The sequence below is a fragment of the Novosphingobium sp. THN1 genome (genome assembly GCF_003454795.1).
In the GTDB taxonomy this organism is placed as follows: domain Bacteria; phylum Pseudomonadota; class Alphaproteobacteria; order Sphingomonadales; family Sphingomonadaceae; genus Novosphingobium.
In genome coordinates, this window is sequence record NZ_CP028347.1 from 2,574,711 (window position 1) to 2,594,324 (window position 19,614).

Genomic DNA, 19,614 nt, shown 5'->3' on the forward strand with positions numbered 1-19,614 from the left:
TGTCGAGTTCTATGCGGACCGCAGTTCGGGCAATCCTGCGGTAGCGGCTGTTGGCGGTCAGGCGGAACTCTACGCCACCGATGGCGGCACCATCGACGTCGCGGGTGACGTTCACCTCAGCGCCAATGGCTATGGTGCTGCAGCGATCTCCCCGGTACCAGCGCCGGGAATGGGCAGGGCGGATTCGCAAAAGTCCAGTCCAACAACGGCGGTGCCATCACCATCAGCGGCGATGTGCAACTCGATGCCATCGGCTTTGGCGGACAGACGCAGAGCGTCAATACCGGTGCCGGTACAGGGACGGGCGGCACCGCATGGATCCTTTCAACCAGGACTGGCGGATCGCAAGTCAACATCCAGGGGGCAGCGCTACTTGACGCCTCGGGCCGGGGATACGACGGCAATGGCTGCGTCACCTGCACCCTTGATGGCGGCAGCGCTTTTGGCGGGCTTGCGGCAATCCGCGCCAATGGCGATTCTGCGATTGCGATTGGCGGCTCGTCGAACCTCACGGCCCAAGCGCAGGCCGGCAGTTCGGCGAATGTCTCGGGCGGCAACGCCACGGGTGGCCAGATCAGCGTTTTTGCACTCGATACCGCGTCACTGTCGCTTCACGCCATCAGTGGATTTGCAAACGCGATCGCGGGAGATGGTACGACTGCCGGGGGTTCGGCGCTTGGCGGCAATGTTTCGCTCTCCACCAGCGCAACCAGCGGACCCGGTGTAGTCATCAACGGGCAGGCACGTCTCGACGCTTCGGCTTTCGGCGGCAATGGCTTCGGATCGGTTGGATCGTCGGGCAGTGCAACCGGCGGTTCGGTCAATCTGTTTGCCAACACCACAAGCATAACGATCACGGACCTGCTCGACGTAACGGCAGCTGCTTCGGGCGCCTCCGCCACAGGCCTGGCATCGCCGGTAACGGGCGGGTTTGTCACCGCCGAGGCGCGCAACGGGGCGACTCTTTCAGCGTCTGCGGGTATCTCCCTCACCGCGAACGCGACCGGCGCTGTAACCGGGGACACAGCCGACGCAGGCGATGCGACCGGTGGTACTGTCGATGTCTTCGCCAACGGCGGCACTGTGCAGACTACCGACCTGTTCGTGTCTGCCAATGGCAGCGGTGGCACTCAGTTTGGCTTCGGACCGTCTGGGGATGGAACCGGTGGCCTTGCTCGGCTGCGCGTGTCGCCCGGAGGGGTACTTGCGGCGAGCGGGGATATCTCCGTTGCGGCCACAGGGCGCGGCGGTGATGCGTCAGATGGGACGGGAGCGGGCGGCTCGGGCACTGGCGGTACTGCGCAGATTGTCATGACGGGTGGACAGTTGTCCGGCGGTGCTGCGTTCTCGTTTGTCGCCGAAGGTTACGGCGGTGGCGGGACGTTTGCCGGTTCCGGTCAGGGTGGCGTGGTCGATATTGCGATCTCTGACGCCAGTTTCGTGACCAATGGCATCTCTTATATCGGCGCGATCGGATCGGGCGGCGACGATACCAGCTTCGGTTCCGGTGGCAGTGCTGGCGGGGCGACAGGCGGGACGATCACGTTCAATGCCAACCGCAGCACGGTCCACCTCAGCCAGACCGGCAGCGTCTCCTTCGAGGCAACCGGGTTTGCCGGTGGTGGCCAGTCCAGCGCCGTGGGGCAAGGTGGAACCATCAGCTTCACGGCCGGAAGCTCTACGGTCGATTCCTTTGATGGCTTGAACCTGTTTTCCGAAGGGGTCGGCAGCACGAGCAGGGCTGGCGGAACCGGTGGAGCCGGACGCGGCGGAACGATCACCGTCAATGCCAATGCGGCGCTGACTGCCCCTACTCTTGTTTCAGCGCCGTCAATCTCGATCAGCACCGTCGGCCGTGGCGGAACTGGGGGAACTGCCCCCGCGATCGGAAACCCCGGCGGTGACGGTGGCCTTGGGCAGGGTGGCACGATCAATCTGAATGCTGCTGTCGATGGTGGCTCGATCAGTACCAGCCAGATCTTTGCTAATGCGTCCGGCGTTGGCGGCAGCGGCGCTTTGGGGACGATGAATTCTCCCAACGGCGATAGCGGTGGAAACGGCGGCGCTGCGCTTGGCGGACAGATCAATCTCAATTCCGTCGCAGCTTCAGGCGGAAGTGGAGCAGGTGGCTACGATCTCGGTTTTGCCGTCCTCAACGCGGGGGCGCTTGGCGGCGCAGGCGGAAACGGGGGCGAAGGCCCGACGCCGGGTGCTGGCGGCAGTGGCGGCTCTGCGACAGGGGGGACGATCAACCTGTTGTTCGACCGTGGCGGCAGTCTCCTATCGTCCACTGACGGGTTCAATGCGCTTGCTGATGCCACCGGCGGCAACAGCGGAAGTTGCGGCATCACTTGCAGCGCCGCTGGCGGAGCCGCAGTGGGCGGCTCCATCAATCTGGTCTCGAACGGCGCGACCAGCGGCAACGCAGTATCGTTCACCGGAGGCCTCAATCTTTCAGCGTTCGGCAGCGGTGGCGGATCGTACGGTGCAGCAGGTGGCGATGGAGCGGGCGGTAACGTCGTCGCCCGGCTTGGATCGGGTCTGTCCTTCGCTGCCGACGATGTGACGATCTCGGTAACGGGCGAGGGCGGTGATCAGTTCACGTCCCTCGGCGGTGGCAATGGCACGGGTGGCAACGCATCCTTCATTGCCTCGGGAACGAGCACTGCCACGATCTCGGGCACGCTGGCAATCTACTCAGACGGCACGGGTGGCGATGGCCGGGATGTTGGAGCCAACGGTGGTATCGGAACGGGTGGCACCAGCCGCCTCTACAGCGATGGCGGCACCATAACCATTGCAGGAGGGGCAACGATCGAAGCGAGCGGCTTTGGTGGTGCCGGGTTCCTCAACGGACCTAGCGGCCTTGGCGGTGCAGGCGCTGGCGGCACTGCTTTGCTTACGGTCGGTACGCCTGACGCCATTGGCAACAACGGCAGCATCGACATCGGCGGATTCACGTTCGTCACGTCGGAAGGCACCGGTGGCGACAGTTTTGCAGGTGGCATCGGTACCGGCGGTTTTGTGGGCATCTCGGCAAGGCAGGGAACGCTTGCCCTCGGCCAGACATTCGCAACAGTTGACGGATTCGGCGGCTTCGGCCAGTTCGGCGGAGCGGGCGGCGCTGCGCAAGGTGGCGAAATCGAGGTGTTCGCCAACAGCGCGCTCGAAGGCGCAAGTTCCGTCACCATCAGCAATCTCAATGCGGATTCGTCGGCATTCGGGGCTTCGGCGGTTTGGCGTCGTCACCGACCGACAATGGTGGCGCCGGTGGCGATGCTGCTGGCGGCACGGTTTTGATATTTGGCACTGCAGGCAATGGCCAGTTGCAGATCACTTCCGTCAACGCCTCCGCCGGTGGCTTCGGCGGCGGCGGCGGTGATGGACTGACTGGCGGAGCAGGCGGAGACGGCACAGGCGGTGGCGTCCAGCTTGGAACCAGCAGTGGCCTTGATACAGGGGCGATCAACACCGGATCGGCAACCTTCGGTTCTGTGCTCACCAGCGCTTCGGGCGGCGGCGGGGACGGCGGTGCGGGTGATCTTTCGTTCGGAACGGGCGGCAATGGTGGCCTTGGGGCAGCAGGTGGATCGACCTTGCTCGTGCGCGGCAGCCAGGTGACCATCACCGGCATCGGCAGTTTCAACGCCCATGGAACAGGCGGCAACGGTGGTGACGGCGCAACCGGAGGTACCGGTGGTAACGCGACGGTAGGTAACAATAACGCGACCAACCTGGTTTCGGGTGTCGCCTTGGCGGTTACCAACCGTTTCCAGCAGCCAAGCCAAACGGGCAGCCTAAGTGCCGGCGACTTGAACTTCAGTGCAATTGCCTCTGGCGGCGCGGGCGCGACGAATGGAATTGGCACCATCATCGGCGATGCCATCGATCTGGAGATGGTTGGTGGCAGCTTCACTGGCACGAATGCTTCATTCGTTGCTATTGCCGATAATGTCGCTGCAAACGCGCTTTCAGACTACGTTTCGTTGACCAATTCGACGGCGAACCTCTCGGGCAGCCTGTTCTTTTCAACGCCCAACGCCTTCTCGCTTCTGCTCGATCAGTCCACCTTGACTGCCGCCAATGTGGCAATTGAAGCAGGCAACTGGGTGCTTCCGGGGACAGCTCCGGCAAGCGTCGGGACTTTGACCGGCACGAATTCGCTGAGCCTCTCTTCCGGCCAGGACATCGTCGGCTACGCCAACCTCTCGACCCAAGGCTCGCTCACGCTGCAGGCACTGGGACGGATCGATCTGGGGTCCTTGTTCGCCGTCGGCGCGATCGACGTGGCGGCGGGAGGGGACATCAGTCTTGGCGACCTGGCATCGAGCGACTCTATCGATCTCGAGACCCTGGGCGTCACCGTGACCGGCAACATGGTGGCGGGAACGTCCGTTACGGTGCAGTCGGCAGGCAGCGTGACGACCGGCAATATCTCGGCCGGAACGGGCACGCCGAATGGCAGCAATGGCGATCTCTATTCGGTCGGGATAACTTCCGGGGGCAGCGTCCAGACAGGCTCGATCTTTGCCGCTTCGGACGCTGGGATCAGTGCCGTTGGCAGCATTTCAACGGGATTTGTCCGCGCGTTTGACACCCTTCTGCTGGCGGGTTCTGGTGTCACGGTTGACAGCCTTTCGGTCATCAATCGCACGCTGATCGCAAACGCTTCGATGGCCACGCTTGGTCAGACGGGGAACGGGTTCGACAAGGAGCTCGTCTTTGCAGCCGCACCCGTCGCGACCGGAGGACCGGTCCAGATCACCAACGCATCCGGCTCCGGCAGCCTTACGGTCGCTGCGGGCGGCGATCTGACAACCGGCAACCTGTCGGTTTCCAACTCTCTGAGACTTGCAGCGGGCGGAAGCGTAACTCTGGGGCAACTCTCGGCAGGTTCGGGTACGCCAACTGCCAGCGGGAGCGGCCTGATTTCGATCGCGTCCGACGGCAATGTCAGCACCGGCAACCTCACCTCGAACGGCGACGTCCGGGTCGCTTCCGGAGGTGGCCTGACCACGGGCACCGTAGTTGGATATGATGTCCTGCTTGGTTCCGTCGGCGACATTTCCGTGAGCGGTCTCAATGTCGTCAACCGCGTCCTCATTGCGAACAGTTCAACGCAGGCGCTGGGGCAGACCACGAACGGTTTCGACAAGGAACTGGTGTTCGGCGCGACGCCAGTGGCGCTGTCCGGATCGGTGACGATTTCGAATAACTCGACCGTCGGCTCGTTGCGGATCGCCGCTGGAACCGGTGTGACGACCGCCAACGTGTCTTCTGGTGGGCGCATCGGTATAACGGCCAATGGGGCGATGAGTTTTGGCAACCTTCAGGCCCAGACCGATCGCATCGAACTGATCACGCGAAGCCAGTCGATAACGGCGGCATCGCTTATTTCGGGAAGTGACATTCTCGCGAGCGGAACCTCGTCGCTCAATCTCGGCACGGTCAGGGGCAGGGATGTGGTGCTGCTTTCGGGCGGTACCGTGTCGGTGCAGACGGTTCTGGCCGGGGCCATCTTCACGGCAACAGGTCAGATCACCAACGCTGTCGGGCGCCTGCTGATTGCTGACAACTCGATGCTCCCAGTCACGGCTCAGCCCGGAAGCATCGATTATGCGGCGATCTTTGCTGCAGCGCCGATCAGCACCGGTAGCGATGTGACCATTGGCAATGCCGCGATTGCCGGCCGGATAGCCGTTGCAACCGACGGTGACTTCTTCGGCGCCGGCATGCGCGCGTTTGGCGATATCAAGATCGAGTCGTTTGGTACCGTCACTGTTGGACGGCGCTGGCTGGCCAATCAGGTGCGAATCGTTTCCAGCGACATCTCGATCATCGACAACGGGAACGCGACGCTTCCGACCGGTCAGACGATCCTTTCGGGGATCCAGACGACGGATAACGGCTTTGTCGATCTCATCTCCAACTCGACCAGAACCGCGCTGATCGGGGATGGGCTGACGGCGAATGGCGGGTACGCGCTCAGCAATGCCGAGATCGGGCTTGTCTCGACCGGCGAGCTGCTCATCGCTGCGGTCGATCGCTCGGCCAATGCCACCGACATGCTGATCGGCAATGTCTCGCTGGTAGCCGGTGGGTCCATCGGGTCGACCAATGCGGCTGGCACGGCCGGCAAGATCGTCTTTGCCTCGGGCGATCTTCTGACCGAGACGCCTGGCGGGGCGATCCGTGTGGTCGGCACGATTTCCGGCACCGGTTTTGCCCAGTCGAACATTCTTGAGTTCACCACCGGTCGTTTCGAGCTTGATGCTTCAACGGGGGCGATCAACCTTACCTCGGCCAGCCAGGCCGGCGCTACTGCCCCGCTGGGGGCGTGCTGGAGATCAATGCAGACCATATCCACGTGGCGTCGGGAAGCATTCTCGAGAAGCTTGCGGCTGACCCACTCTACGAAGGCCGGATAGCCGAACTGAATGCGCCAGCATCGGTTCAGAGGCCGGAAGGGGTGCTGCGCAGTCTGGGGCTGGATCTTTATCCTACCGGCACGCTCTATATCCAGAACACCGGCACGGCGCTCAATCCCGCAGGGTTCCTTGCAGACGCCGACCTGACGGATGTGACGGCGCCGGCAAGCGCTGCGGCCGGATCGATTTCGGTTGTCGTCAACGGTGCTTTCCAGACTCCCGGAGGGATCGTTTCCGGAGCGGCGGCGCACGGACTTGTCGTCAATTCGCCCGACGCCGACTTCACGCCTTTCACGACTGACAGTCAGATCAACGGCTGCCTGTTCTCTGTGGCGTCATGCGCTTCTGCCATGGAAGGCCCGACACCATTGGGGCCATTTCAGGCCAGATCGCGATTATCTCTACCGAAACGCTGGGCAGCACGCCGGCCTTTGTCGAGGAACCATCTGCGCCGACTTCCGATACGGAAAGCGATGATCCCGCGCAGGAAGAGCAACAGCAGGAGGAGCGGGCGACCGAAGGGGAAGATGCAGCTTCCAGCCCCATCGCTCCGCCGCCACAGCTGATCGACAGCAAGCCTCTCGATCCCGTGGGGCAAATCGAACAACCGGTGGCCGGCAGTGGCAATCCGGCCTTGATCGGGTCGATCGTGAACGAGAACAGCGCGGAAGGAGACGCCCAGTGAACGCGCGCATCAAGGCAATTCGCAGCAGCGCCATGGTGGCGGCACTCATGGCGTCGGTGGCGGCACCGGTGCAGGCGGCAGAACGGCAGCAGCCGCTTTCGATCCGCAACTCGTTCCGCGTCGGAAGTTCCGGTGTAACCTGCACCGCGCAGAATGCTCCGCTGGACAAGCGACTGGACGGGATCTTCGATCGTGGTTACCGGGTCAGCTGTCGCGACGCTGCTGGCGCAGTGGGGAGTCTCATCGCTGTCAGGCGCGACATTGCCATGGGCAGCGAGCCGACCGGCCTTCCCGGTGTGACCTTGGCCTGCGGAGGCGAGGGCAGTGTTGCAATCGAAACGCTGGGCCGGGTCAGCGCAGTGAACTGCCGCGACCAGAACGCGAATGTGGAGTACAAGCGCTATGCGGTGAAGCGCGGTGGGACGACCTTCTTCGTCGAAGGGCTGGCTGGCTATGATCCGGCGCTGCGACTGGCGCTTGCAAGCATTGTCAGTGACAGTCCGGTGCCGGGCGAAATCCGTGTGGCGACAACGGAAGTCAGCGATCCAGCGGCCTTCGCGCGCGTGCAGGCGGGGCAACTCGACCGTCTGGGTGCGCGCGACGAAGGCTATTTGCGCAACAATGGCGGTCGCTTTGCCGAATCCTCGGAGTTTTTCGAGGCGCTGGCCAGTCGCGATCGCTCTACCGGTGGGGCCGGGCTGGCAGAGGCCCTGGCCAACCAGGGCCTGCAACAATCGAACCTTGGCAACTTCACGGCGGCTGATCGCCTGCTTTCACAAGCCGTGGGAGCACTTTCGCGCGGCGATGGCGTGACGCAGCGCCTGATCCGCAACTATCGCGCAATCAACCGGCTCAACCAGCGGAAGGCAACGGCTGCGTTGAAGGAACTTGCCGCGCCCGTGACCGCAGTTGGCGACGTCTATGACCGGCCCAGCCTGCAGGCCGGCTTGATCAATGCCCCGCTGGCTGAACAGATCAACCGCGAGAGTTCGTCGCTCAAGCGGCTGGGGGCGGTCGATCCCGGCCTGACAGACCTCGAGCGTGCAGAGATCCTCGATGCGCAAGCCGACGCCCTGAAGGCCACGGCGGCGCGCGTGCAAGGCCGGCTGGATGAAGCCGTGGCGGGGTTCGAAGGCGCTGGCCGCAGGCTCGAGGCGGTCAGGGGAGGGCGCGTGGCATCGGCCGGGTGGCTGCGTGCGGAAATCCAGATCGAACTGGCTCTTCTGGCAGAAGCGCAGGGCCGCAAGGCGGACAGCGGTGCGGCTTTCGACCGGGCAATTTCCCTGATCGGCGCATCCTTCCCGCAATCACCTGCCTTGCTGGCGACGCAGGCGCGGAAGGCGGCGTGGCTTGGCCGCAGCGGCGATGAGGCCGGGGCCCTGGCACTTTATGGCAAGGTCGTTGAGGACAGCCTGTCCGTGCCTGACGCCGGCACGTCACTGCGCGATCTGCTTGGCCCCTATTTCGGGTTGCTGGCAAAGAGCAACGGACCAGACGCAGCCAAGGCGACCTTCGCGGCCTCGCAAGTTCTGCAGCGTCCGGGCGTTGCGCAGACGCAGGCCGTGCTGGCGCGCCAGATGTCCGAAGGCAATGACGAGGCGGCGGCTCTGTTCCGCCTGTCGCTGGTCCGCACCCGCGATATCGCTCGTACCGAGGCTCTGGTCGAACAGCTTTCAGCGGTTGCCATGCCTGACGCTGCGCAGAAGGCACAGCTGGTTTCCGCGCAGGACAACCTTGCCTCGTTGCGGCGGGATCAGACGGCGCTGGTGAGCCGCCTGGCGGCGTTTCCGCGCTACAACGTGCTGGCCCCGCGTGGCGTTGAACTGGCGGAACTGCAGGCCGCGCTCAAGCCCGGAGAATCCTACTACAAGCTGATGCTGGTGGGTGACCGCGCTTATGGTCTGTTTGCGACGAGCGGCGATGCCCGCGTCGTGGACCTTGGCCTGACGCCAGCTGCCTTGGCCAAGCAGGTTCAGGACATTCGCGATACGATCGTGAAGGTCGAGAACGGCCAGCAGGTCAACTATCCCTTCGACCTCGACAAGTCCCGAGCGCTCTACAAGGCGGTGTTCGGACAGGTTGAGGATCTGCTGCCCGGCACGCGTCATTTGATCTTCGAACCAGATGGAGCGATGCTGCAGCTTCCGCCGACGGTTCTGGTAACCGGCGACAAGGGCATCGAGGCCTACAAGAAGCGAATGGAGAGCCCGGATGGCGATCCCTTCGACTTTACCGGGGTTGAATGGCTGGGCCGTGGCCGCGAGGTTTCGATTGCGGTGAGCCCACGCGGATTTCTCGATATTCGCAAGCTCGCAGCCTCCGGGGCGCCGCGCAATTATCTGGGGCTGGGGCATAATGCCAAGCCGGCGCAGCGGCCGATGGCAGCGGTCGCAGACGAGTGCGACTGGCCACTGGCCACGTGGCAGAATCCGATTTCTGCCGACGAGCTGTTCTTCGCGCAAAAGAAGCTCAGCCTTGGCGGTAGCGCGGTGAAGACCGATGCGCAGTTCAGCGACAGTGCCCTGCTGAGCGAAAGTGACCTCGATCAGTATCGCGTGCTGCACTTTGCAACGCACGGCCTTGTCACGGCTCCGCGCGCGGATTGTCCGGCACGCCCGGCTCTGGTGACCAGTTTCGGGGACATGGGCTCCGATGGCTTGCTGAGCTTCCGGGAAATCTTCGACCTGAAGCTGAATGCCGATCTTGTGATCCTGTCTGCCTGCGATACGGCCGGGATGGCAACGGTTGCCGCCAGCCGGGAAGCAGGCGTCACCACGGGCGGCAATTATGCGCTCGACGGCCTGGTGCGCGCTTTCGTCGGCGCGGGTGCGCGTTCGGTGATTGCCAGCCACTGGCCGGTGCCGGACGACTTCGACGCGACGAAGCGCCTGATCGGCGGTGTGATCGATTCGAAGCCCGGACAGGAGCTCGCCAGTGCTCTGGAGGGAGCTCAGGAAAAGCTGATGGACGATCCGAACACTTCCCATCCATTCTACTGGGCTGCATTCATCATCGTGGGCGACGGCGCCAAGCCGCTGGTAACCGGCAATGCACCGATGGCGACGCAAGCCTCGCGATAAGTGCAGCTTTCATTTCCGCTACGTAAAGGCCCGCAGGTGATCCTGCGGGCTGAACTTTGCGGTTAACGGGCCGTCCTCAATCCTGTCGGAAACACAGGATCGGAGATGCGCAATGTGGCTTGAGAACAACGGCACGGCACGCCGCTCTCCGTGGTCTCCGGCCGTTCCTGAAAGCCCGATCCCGGCGGCCTATCGCCGCGGCATCTTCAGGGCCAAGGTTAACGCCCACGAATTGACCAGCACGCACGCGCAGATCGAATGCCTGGAGAATCCGAGCCCGGGCACCATGGTTTGGCTGACTTTCACGGGTCTCGAATCACGGGCGGCGATCGTGGAGGAAAGTGCAGCGTTCCGGATCAGGCTGCGGTTCGTCGAACCATTTCATCCCGCAGTGCTCGATGCCATCCTGCAGGGCCGATTGGGCGCTTTCCACTGAGGCAAAGGCAAAGCCGGCATACGTCCGGCGCCCCGATGGACGGGTGAGCCATGCCGCTGAATTGTCTGGAAGAAAATGGCTCCCTGAGTAGGATTCGAACCTACGGCCGCTCGATTAACAGTCGAGAGCTCTACCGCTGAGCTATCAGGGAGCAGCCCCAGTTCCCGGGGCAGGAGCGCGCTAATAACAGGCGATTCCGGTTTGGCAAGCACCTGTTTCGAGATTTTTGCTCAGACCATGAATTGCTCGGCGAAGATGCGGTCTTCGAGGCTCTGCCCGCGGTCGAACATCAGGGTCAGGCGGTGTTCGGGCCAGGCCTTCACGCGCACTTCGCGCACGTCGCGGACTTCCTTCTGGTCGGCCACGACCAGCACCGGCCGCTTCACCGATTCGAGCGCCTTGAACACGATCTCGTAAGTGTCGGGCAGAATCGCGCCGCGCCAGCGACGGGGACGGAAAGGGCTGATCGGGGTGAGCGCTAGCATGTTCGACGAGAGCGGCAGGATCGGGCCATTGGCCGACAGGTTGTAGGCGGTGGAGCCGGCGGGCGTGGCGACGAGCACGCCGTCGCAGGCGAGTTCGGGCATGCGCACCTTGCCGTTGACGCTGACCTCGAGCTTGGCGGTCTGGCGGGTTTCGCGCAGGATCGAGACTTCGTTGATCGCGCAGACGGAATGTTCTTCGTCGGAATTGGTTATGGCGGTCATGCGCAAGGGCGAGACCGAGATCTGGGTGGCCTTCGCCAGCCGCTCTTCGATGCCGCGGCTCGACCGGTACTTGTTCATCAGGAAGCCGACCGTGCCGAGGTTGAGCCCGAAGGCCGGCACGACGTGGTCGATATCGAGCATGTGGTGCAAGGTCTGCAGCATGAAGCCATCGCCGCCGATCACCACGGCTGCCTCGGCCTGATCGAGAGGAACCCAGCTTCGGCTCTTGAGCAGGCCGTCATAGGCGTCCTGGGCGCGCTCGCTCGGCGAGGCCACAAGCGCTAGGCGGGTGAAGTCCGGCATCAGTATCAAAGCCCCTATCTGACGCGACTGCATCGTACCGCAGTGGGGATATGGGGCGAACCTTGGCCGCGCAATGCACAAAAGCACTGGAGCGGCGGCCCGCCGTGAACGGGGAACGCTTTGGCAAGGTTCCGCTGCTATTCGATGACGGATGCCTCACCGCCTGACCTTGCCGGATGCCGATGCTGGCCGGGATGCCCTCACCGGCTTGCCGGGACTGGCTGCGGCGAGATCGTGGCTGGCGCGGCATGAGCCGGACTTTGTCCATGCCATGCTGGTCGGTCTGCACCGCCTGAGTTCGGTCAACCTGGCTTATGGCCATGCGGGCGGAGACATCGCGCTGGCTGAAATAGGGCGACGAATCGCCGATTTTGCAGTCGAGGAACTGGACCCGGGATCAATGGTGGCACGTGTGGGGGGCGGGGAGTTCCTGATTGCCAGCGACGGCACTATCAGTCGCGAGCGCTGGCAATGGCTGGCCGAAGCGTTGACGCGCCGCATCTCGCGCGGTCTGCCGGTGCGGGGGGAGGTGCTGCACCTGGTTCCGCGCACGGCGCTGCTGCGCGGAGTCCCGGGTGAGGCCGGGGCGGCGATGATCGACCGGTTGGATCAGGCGCTCGGCGCAGTGCAGCAGCAAGCGGGACGCCGCATTCTCTGGGCCGATGGCTCCCATCGGGCGCGGGGGCGGAGCGCGGCGCGGCTTGAAGCCGATCTGATCGGGGCCATGGCGCGGGACGAGATCGGGATTGTGTTCCAGCCACAGTATCGGGTGGCTGACGGTGCGCTTGTCGGCGTCGAGGCCCTGGCGCGGTGGGACCATGCCCAGCTTGGCCGGATCGGCGCGGAGACGCTGTTCACCATTGCCGAGCGTGGCGATCATGTGGCGCAGCTCTCCCGGCATATCGCGGGCAAGGCATTGGCGGCGGCGGTGGATTGGGACACGCTGGCGTTGTCGCTCAACGTAACCGCAGAGGATCTGGCGAGCGACGCGTTCGCGGCGGACTTTCGCGAGTTGCTGACCGGAACCGGGTTCGTGCCGACGAGGCTTACACTGGAAGTGACCGAGCATGCGCTGGTGGCGGACTTCGCCCAATCGGCAGCGGCACTGGCGGAGCTGGCTTCCGAGGGCGTGCGCATCGCGCTCGATGATTTCGGGACGGGCTATGCAAACTTCCGCACGCTGAAGTCGCTGCCGCTCGATACGATCAAGCTCGACGCATCCATGGTCCGAGACGTGGACAGCGATCCGCGCGACAGGGCGATCCTGACGGCGATCGTTGCGATGGCGCGTGCGCTCGGGCTCAAGATCGTGTGCGAAGGCGTCGAGCGTGAGAGCCAGCTGGCGGTGCTGCAGCAAGAGGGCTGCGACACGTTCCAGGGTTTCCTGCGATCAGGACCAATCAGTGCCGCCGAGATCAGTGCGCTGCTTTAGGCCGCCTTCTTGGCCCGCTTCACGATCGCAGCCAGACCCTTGGTCATCTGCACCAGACCGTTGAGCCGACCTTCTGCGGTGCCCCATGCGCGGGTGATGACCAGCTTGTTGTCGGGACGCAGCTTGGCAACGCCATTGAGCCGCTCGACATAGCCGATCAGGCCGACCGGGTCGGGGAAGGTATCCTTGTGGAAGCTGACCAGCGCGCCCTTGGGTCCGACGTCGATCTTGGCGATGTTGGCGGCGATGGCCTGGCGCTTGACCTCGATCAGGCGCAGCAGGTTCTGCGTCGGGGCGGGCAGGGGGCCGAAGCGGTCGATCATTTCGGCGGCGAGGGCCTCGACCGCATCCGGTCCTTCGGCGTCGTTCATGCGGCGGTACAGGGCCATGCGCACGGCAAGGTCGGGGACGTAATCCTCCGGGATCATGATCGGCGCGTCGAGCGTGATCTGCGGGCTCAGCGCCTCGCGTTCGCGGGCAAGGCCGATGTCGCCAGCCTTGGCGGCAAGGATCGCATCCTCGAGCATCGACTGATAAAGTTCGAAGCCGACTTCCTTGATGTGGCCAGACTGTTCGTCGCCCAACAGGTTGCCGGCGCCGCGAATGTCGAGGTCGTGGCTGGCGAGCTGGAAGCCGGCGCCGAGGCTGTCGAGGTCGCCAAGGACCTTGAGGCGCTTTTCAGCGACTTCGGACAGCGCCATGTCCTCTGGCACGGTGAGATAGGCGTAAGCACGGATCTTGCCGCGACCGACGCGTCCGCGCAGCTGGTAGAGCTGGGCGAGGCCGAAACGGTCGGCACGGTGGATGACGATGGTATTGGCCGAGGGAATGTCGATGCCGCTCTCGACGATCGTGGTCGATAGCAGGACCTCGTATTTCTTCTCGTAGAACGCGCCCATCCGGTCCTCGACTTCGGTCGGGCTCATCTGGCCGTGCGCGGTGACGAAGCGGACCTCGGGCACGTTTAGCCGCAGCCATTCCTCGAGCTCTGGCATATCGGCAATGCGCGGCACGACGATGAAGCTTTGTCCGCCGCGCTGGTGTTCGCGCAGCAAGGCTTCGCGCATGACCATGTCGTCCCACGGCATGACATAGGTACGCACGGCAAGGCGGTCGACCGGCGGGGTCTGGATAGTGGACAGCTCGCGCAGGCCTGACATGGCCATCTGCAGCGTGCGCGGGATTGGCGTGGCGGTGAGGGTAAGGACGTGAACGTCCGCCTTCAGTTCCTTGAGCTTTTCCTTGTGGGTGACGCCGAAGCGCTGTTCCTCGTCAACGATGACAAGGCCAAGACGCTTGAACTCCACCGACTTGGACAGGAGCGCATGGGTGCCGATGACGATGTCGACCTGTCCGCTGGCAAGCCCGGCCTTGGTCTCGCTTGCCTCCTTGGCGGGGACGAGGCGCGAAAGGCGACCGATTTCCAGCGGGAAGCCTTTGAACCGCTCGACGAAGTTCGAATAGTGCTGGCGTGCGAGCAGGGTCGTCGGCGCGATGACCGCAACCTGCACGCCCTGCATGGCCGCGACGAATGCCGCGCGCAGGGCAACCTCGGTCTTCCCGAAGCCGACGTCGCCGCAGACGAGGCGGTCCATCGGCTTGCCTTCGGCCATGTCGCCGAGGACATCGCCGATTGCGCGTTCCTGATCCTCGGTTTCGTCCCATGGGAAGCGATCGACGAAGGGGCCGTAGCTGGCGGGGTCGACGGGAAGCACCGTGCCTTGGCGCAGGGCGCGCTGGGCGGCAGTGGCCATGAGGTGGCCCGCCATTTCAAGGATGCGTTCCCGCATCCGGGCCTTGCGACGCTGCCACGCCTCACCGCCTAGCTTGTCGAGCGCGACGCCTTCGGCATCGGAGCCATAGCGCGAGAGGACGTCGAGGTTTTCGACCGGGATATAGAGCTTGTCGCCGCCGGAGTATTCGAGCTGGACGCAATCGTGCGGGCTGTCGCCGACGCCGATGGCTTCGAGGCCGAGGTAGCGACCGATGCCGTGGTCCATGTGGACAACGAGGTCGCCCGGCGTAAGCGCGGACAATTCGGCCAGGAACGCGTCGGCGTCCTTGCGCTTCTTCTTGCGGCGGACGAGACGGTCGCCAAGGATGTCCTGCTCGGTCAGCAGTTCCAGATCGTCGCTGGCAAAACCCTGCTCCAGCGGCAGGACCACGGCAGCAGGCTTGCCCGTGGCGGCAAGGCCGAGCGCTTCCTGCCAGGAATCGGCCATCTGCGGCGTGAACTTGCCGGCTTCGGCCAGTAGCGAGGCGAGGCGCGAGCGGGAGCCGGCGGTATAGGCCGCGATGATCGGCTTCTTGCCGCGCGTGCCCAGCGCCGCAATGTACTTGGCGGCCGCTTCGTAGATGTTGGTGCCGCCTGAAGTGGCGGCAGCGCGTTCCGGCGTGAAATCGTGGGCAGAGCTGAAGCCGAAATCGACAACCTGCTTCGATTCCGGTTCGGCAAAGATCGTGGTGCGGTGCACGGGCCAACCGGCAAGCGCCCGGTCCAGCTCATCACGCGAAAGATATAGCGCGGTTTCTGCCAGAGGGCGGTAGCTGCCGGGAGCCTTGGACGAGGAATCGAGGCGCGACTGATGATAGTCGGCAATGTCGGCAATGCGTTGTTCGGCAGCCTTGATCGCGGTCGTGTCGATCAGGACGAGGTCGCCCTCGGCCAAGTGGTCGAACAGCGTGACCAGACGGTCCTCGAACAGCGGGAGCCAGTGCTCCATGCCGGCGAGGCGACGGCCGTCGGTGATAGCCTGATAGAGCGGATCGCCGGTGGCGTTGGCGCCGAACAGTTCGCGGTAGCGGCTGCGGAAGCGCTTGATGCTCTCGTCGTCGAGCAGGGCTTCGCTCGCCGGCAGCAGGAGATGCGTTTCGACCGGCTGCACCGAGCGCTGCGTGTTCGGATCGAACAGGCGCAGGGTTTCAAGCTCGTCGCCGAAGAAGTCCAGACGGAGGCCATGATCGAGCCCCGAAGGGTAGATATCGAAGACCGAGCCGCGCACGGCGTATTCGCCCGCGTCGACCACCGTATCGGTGCGCGAATAGCCCTGGCGCTGGAGGAGTGCGATCAGGCTCTCGCGGCCGATTTCGGTGCCCGGTGCAAGGAGGCGGGTGGATTCTCGGATGCGGAACGGCGTGAGGACACGCTGGAGCGCAGCGTTGATCGTCGTGACAAGCAGTTGCGGACCGCTGCGCTTGCGTTGCAGCCGCTGTAGCGCGGCGAGGCGGCGGGAACTGACAGACAGCGCCGGGGAGGCACGGTCAAACGGCAGGCAGTCCCATGCCGGAAAGTCAATGACCTCGAGGTCCGGCGCAAAGAATGCGGCGCTTTCAACAATGGCGCGCATCGCGGCCTCGTCGGGCGCGATGAAAACGGCGCGGCCTTTGGCGGCGCGGGCAAGATCGGCCAGAACGAGGGGCTGCGCACCACGCGCGACGGACGAGAGCGTGAGCGGCGTATTGGCCGAGAGGATGCGGGTCAGGTCGGACATGGCAGGCTTAACGCGCGAGAGGCGAAATCAGCGCGGGATCTCGACGTAGTCCAGCTTGCGCATGGCATCCATCATCGCACCGGCGTACTTTTCGGGCACGGGCTGCGTGCCGAGGGCCCATGCCATGATCTCGACGTCGTCTTCCTCGATCAGGTCTTCGAACCAGGCGACCTGCTCGGCCGTCCAACTGGCGTGGTAGCGGTCGAAGTAGCAGCCGATCATGTAGTCCGCTTCGCGCGTGCCGCGGTGCCAGGCGCGGAAGTGCAGGCGGCGAAGGCTTTCGGGGGCGATGGCAGCAGGCTCGGTCATGCTTTGCCGTTAGGCCGATCAGCCCGGCGAAACAAGGGTGCAAGCCCCATGCGAAAGGGCATCCCGGCGCCGTCCTTCCCCGCGCCGGAATGCCCCATCGCTTGGCCCCGCGCGTTACTTGCCCCGCAGCGCGGCGATGATCTCGGTGGGCTGGCGACCGACCAGGTCCTTGGCCAATTCCTTGATTATGGCGTTCTGGGTGCCCTTGCCGATCTGGTGGCGCAGTTCGCCCAAGGCGCGCGGCGGGGCGATCAGCACGAGCTGGGCGATCTTGTGGCTCTGGACCTGCCGGTTGAGCCAATCTGCCACGGCAGCGCAGTGGGCGGTCTCATCCTGCTGGTGCGGCGATGCGTGGCTGCCGCCACTCGAGTGGTTGTGCTCCACGAGCGCGGGCGTTTCCATGGCCGCGAGGTCGGGGGCGGCGTCGGTTCCGGCGTTGCGGTAGAGCTCCCAAGCCTTGCCATCAACGACGGCAATGACGGCTCCATGAGGGATCAGCATCTGTTGTGCTCCTGCTTTCGTTGTCTTCGCAAACGACTCAAGCACCAGCGCCGGGCCTCAACCATGCGCTGGGTCAAAAATGGCCGTGAATTTCGCTTTGGGCGGCATTGGCGAAACATGGTCTTGCAGCCTATGTCGAGCGGGCGATGCGTCCTGACCTGCTCAATCCCCTGTTCGCGGAAAGCTCCAGCCTCAAAGGCGTGGGGCCTGGTCTGGCACGCCCGCTCGAGAAGCTGGGGCTGACTCGCGTCAAGGACATCGCTTACCATCTGCCCGATCGCTGGGTGTTGCGGCGGGCGGTCGCCAATCTCGACGAGGCCGGGGTGGGGGAGCAGATCGTGCTGCCGCTGACGGTTCGGGACTACCGGCAGTCGGCCGGACGCGGGCCGTTCAGGGTCATGGCCGAGGATGCCGTGGGCAACTATGTTGCGCTTACCTACTTCGGGCGAGCGGCCTACACCGCCAAGAAGCAGCTGCCGTTGGGTGAGAAGCGCTGGGTGGCGGGCAGGCTCGACCAGTTCGGGCAGACGTGGCAGATCGTCCATCCCGATCATGTCAGCGAGGACAGTGCGGGCATGCTCGGCCAGCTGAACGAGCCGGTCTACCCGCTTTCGGAAGGGCTGACGCAGGGGCGGGTTCAAGCCTTGGTGGCGCAGTCGCTGGCGCACCTGCCCAGGCTTCCGGAATGGATCGAGCCGGGCCTTATGGCGCGGATGGACTGGCCATCGTGGGACGCAGCGCTTCAGGCTGCACACAAGGCCGAGGACAAGCTGGCAAAGGACCGGCTCGCCTATGACGAACTGCTGGCGAACAGCCTTGCCCTGATGCTGGTGCGGGAGAGCAACCGCGCGAAGAGGGGCACGCCGCTGCATGGCGACGGGCGGCTGCGGGCGATGCTCAAGCTGCCGTTCGAACTGACCGGCGCGCAGAAGCGCTCAATTGCCGAGATCGAAAACGACATGGCGCAAGGCGCGCCGATGCTGCGCCTGCTGCAAGGCGATGTCGGATCGGGCAAGACCGCGGTTGCGCTCAACGCCATGCTGATCGCGGTGGAGGCGGGCGGACAGGCGGCGCTGCTGGCGCCGACCGAGATCCTGGCGCGCCAGCATGCCGAGACCCTGACGCGGATGGCAGCGGGCACAGGCGTGAACATCGCGCTGTTGACAGGACGAGACAAGGGCAAGGCGCGCGAATCAATCCTGATGGGGCTGCTCGACGGTTCGATCGACATCTGCGTCGGCACGCACGCGATCTTTCAGGACGCTGTGGCCTATCGCAATCTGGCGTTGGTGGTGATCGATGAACAGCACCGCTTCGGTGTTGGGCAGCGGCTCATGCTGACGCAGAAAGCACGGCGCACGCCGCACTGCCTTGCCATGACGGCCACGCCGATCCCCCGCACGCTGACCTTGGCACAGTATGGAGAGATGGACGTCTCGCGGCTTGATGAAATGCCGCCCGGGCGCCAGGCCATCGACACCCGCGTGATTTCCACCGAGCGTCTTGCCGATGTGGTAGAAGGGGTGGCGCGGCACATTGCGAAGGGGGCGCAGGCCTATTGGGTCTGCCCGATGGTGCGCGAGCTGGAGACGGAGGACATTGCCGCAGCAGAGGCGCGCTATGCTGCGCTGAAGGAGCGGTTCGGGGATACCGTGGTCATGGTCCACGGCCAGTTGCGGCCCGAAGCCAAGGACGCGGCGATGGAGCAGTTTGCCCGCGGGGACGCGCAGTTGCTGGTGGCGACGACGGTGATCGAGGTCGGCGTCGACGTGCCGAACGCGACGCTGATGGTGATCGAGCAGGCCGAGCGCTTCGGTCTTGCCCAGTTGCACCAACTGCGCGGGCGCGTCGGGCGCGGCAGCCAGCAATCGACCTGCCTGCTGCTGCGTGGCGAGGCTCTGTCGGAGACGGGGCGCGAGCGACTCGCACTGATGCGGGAGACTCAGGACGGGTTTCGCCTGGCCGAGGAAGACTTGCGGTTGCGCGGCGGTGGAGAGCTGCTCGGCACCCGGCAATCGGGCGACACGCCGTTCAAAGTGGCGGACTTCGAACAGATCGCGCGGTTGCTGCCGCTGGCGCATGACGACGCCCGATTGCTGATGGAGCGCGATGGGGGGCTGTCGTCGCCAAGAGGCGAAGCGGCCCGTGTGTTGCTCTATCTGTTCGAGCGCGATTGGGGCGTGCAGCTGCTCAGGGGCGGTTGAGGGAACGGGTTGGGGCGGCGCGAAAAAGGGGGAAACAC

The 19,614-nt window shown here is 64.5% G+C and carries 11 protein-coding genes and 1 tRNA gene; 7 read left to right on the top strand and 5 right to left on the bottom strand.

What is annotated here, in order from left to right; genetic code table 11:
• Nucleotides 1-234 precede the first annotated feature (234 nt).
• The 5 genes from C7W88_RS12670 to C7W88_RS12690 all read left to right on the top strand — a co-directional run bounded on the left by C7W88_RS12670 (nucleotide 235) and on the right by C7W88_RS12690 (nucleotide 10,629).
• Nucleotides 235-3,300: a hypothetical protein gene (locus tag C7W88_RS12670; RefSeq protein ID WP_118073797.1), complete on the top strand. Its 3,066-nt coding sequence runs from the start codon at nucleotides 235-237 to the stop codon at nucleotides 3,298-3,300.
• 26 nt (nucleotides 3,301-3,326) lie between these two features.
• Entirely contained in the window at nucleotides 3,327-6,428 is a 3,102-nt protein-coding gene (locus tag C7W88_RS12675) for a hypothetical protein (RefSeq protein ID WP_162896035.1), read from the top strand.
• 337 nt (nucleotides 6,429-6,765) lie between these two features.
• Nucleotides 6,766-7,113 carry a hypothetical protein gene (locus tag C7W88_RS12680; protein ID WP_118073799.1) on the top strand — a complete coding sequence of 116 codons (348 nt, stop codon included), beginning with the start codon at nucleotides 6,766-6,768 and terminating at the stop codon, nucleotides 7,111-7,113.
• Nucleotides 7,110-10,193 (top strand): CHAT domain-containing protein, encoded by a 3,084-nt coding sequence (locus C7W88_RS12685; protein WP_240344648.1) that lies wholly within the window; start codon nucleotides 7,110-7,112, stop codon nucleotides 10,191-10,193. Before C7W88_RS12680 ends, C7W88_RS12685 begins: the two co-directional genes overlap by 4 nt.
• A gap of 112 nt (nucleotides 10,194-10,305) precedes the next feature.
• The gene (locus C7W88_RS12690) at nucleotides 10,306-10,629 is read left to right on the top strand and encodes a hypothetical protein (protein WP_118073800.1); all 324 of its coding nucleotides are present in this window, start codon (nucleotides 10,306-10,308) and stop codon (nucleotides 10,627-10,629) included.
• A 76-nt stretch (nucleotides 10,630-10,705) separates the two neighbouring features.
• Here the strand turns inward: C7W88_RS12690 and C7W88_RS12695 are convergent.
• Both C7W88_RS12695 and C7W88_RS12700 read right to left on the bottom strand, forming a co-directional pair.
• Nucleotides 10,706-10,780 (bottom strand) — tRNA-Asn (locus tag C7W88_RS12695).
• 79 nt (nucleotides 10,781-10,859) lie between these two features.
• Complete coding sequence (locus tag C7W88_RS12700; RefSeq protein ID WP_118073801.1) at nucleotides 10,860-11,639, bottom strand: NAD kinase; 780 nt, start codon at nucleotides 11,637-11,639, stop codon at nucleotides 10,860-10,862.
• Nucleotides 11,640-11,790: 151 nt separating this feature from the next.
• Between C7W88_RS12700 and C7W88_RS12705 the strand changes: the two genes are divergently transcribed.
• Entirely contained in the window at nucleotides 11,791-13,071 is a 1,281-nt protein-coding gene (locus C7W88_RS12705; protein WP_118073802.1) for a bifunctional diguanylate cyclase/phosphodiesterase, read from the top strand.
• Here C7W88_RS12705 and mfd read toward each other — a convergent pair.
• The 3 genes from mfd to C7W88_RS12720 all read right to left on the bottom strand — a co-directional run bounded on the left by mfd (nucleotide 13,068) and on the right by C7W88_RS12720 (nucleotide 17,372).
• A complete protein-coding gene (gene mfd, locus C7W88_RS12710) occupies nucleotides 13,068-16,562 on the bottom strand; it encodes a transcription-repair coupling factor (protein WP_118073803.1) in 3,495 nt (1,164 codons plus the stop codon). The genes C7W88_RS12705 and mfd overlap by 4 nt on opposite strands.
• A gap of 27 nt (nucleotides 16,563-16,589) precedes the next feature.
• Nucleotides 16,590-16,871: a succinate dehydrogenase assembly factor 2 gene (locus tag C7W88_RS12715; RefSeq protein ID WP_118073804.1), complete on the bottom strand. Its 282-nt coding sequence runs from the start codon at nucleotides 16,869-16,871 to the stop codon at nucleotides 16,590-16,592.
• Between the two features lie 114 nt (nucleotides 16,872-16,985).
• Entirely contained in the window at nucleotides 16,986-17,372 is a 387-nt protein-coding gene (locus C7W88_RS12720; RefSeq protein ID WP_118073805.1) for a host attachment protein, read from the bottom strand.
• A gap of 146 nt (nucleotides 17,373-17,518) precedes the next feature.
• Here C7W88_RS12720 and recG point away from each other — a divergent pair, with 146 nt between their 5' ends.
• Entirely contained in the window at nucleotides 17,519-19,576 is a 2,058-nt protein-coding gene (gene recG, locus C7W88_RS12725) for an ATP-dependent DNA helicase RecG (protein ID WP_118074763.1), read from the top strand.
• Nucleotides 19,577-19,614 lie beyond the last annotated feature (38 nt).

Bases quoted from the DNA above. Each gene is read 5' to 3' on its own strand.
- recG (WP_118074763.1), top strand. From the start codon at position 17,519: ATGCGTCCTGACCTGCTCAATCCCCTGTTCGCGGAAAGCTCCAGCCTC.
- mfd (WP_118073803.1), bottom strand. From the start codon at position 16,562: ATGTCCGACCTGACCCGCATCCTCTCGGCCAATACGCCGCTCACGCTC.
- C7W88_RS12680 (WP_118073799.1), top strand. From the start codon at position 6,766: ATGCGCTTCTGCCATGGAAGGCCCGACACCATTGGGGCCATTTCAGGC.
- C7W88_RS12690 (WP_118073800.1), top strand. From the start codon at position 10,306: ATGTGGCTTGAGAACAACGGCACGGCACGCCGCTCTCCGTGGTCTCCG.
- C7W88_RS12700 (WP_118073801.1), bottom strand. From the start codon at position 11,639: ATGCCGGACTTCACCCGCCTAGCGCTTGTGGCCTCGCCGAGCGAGCGC.
- C7W88_RS12715 (WP_118073804.1), bottom strand. From the start codon at position 16,871: ATGACCGAGCCTGCTGCCATCGCCCCCGAAAGCCTTCGCCGCCTGCAC.
- C7W88_RS12705 (WP_118073802.1), top strand. From the start codon at position 11,791: ATGCCTCACCGCCTGACCTTGCCGGATGCCGATGCTGGCCGGGATGCC.
- C7W88_RS12720 (WP_118073805.1), bottom strand. From the start codon at position 17,372: ATGCTGATCCCTCATGGAGCCGTCATTGCCGTCGTTGATGGCAAGGCT.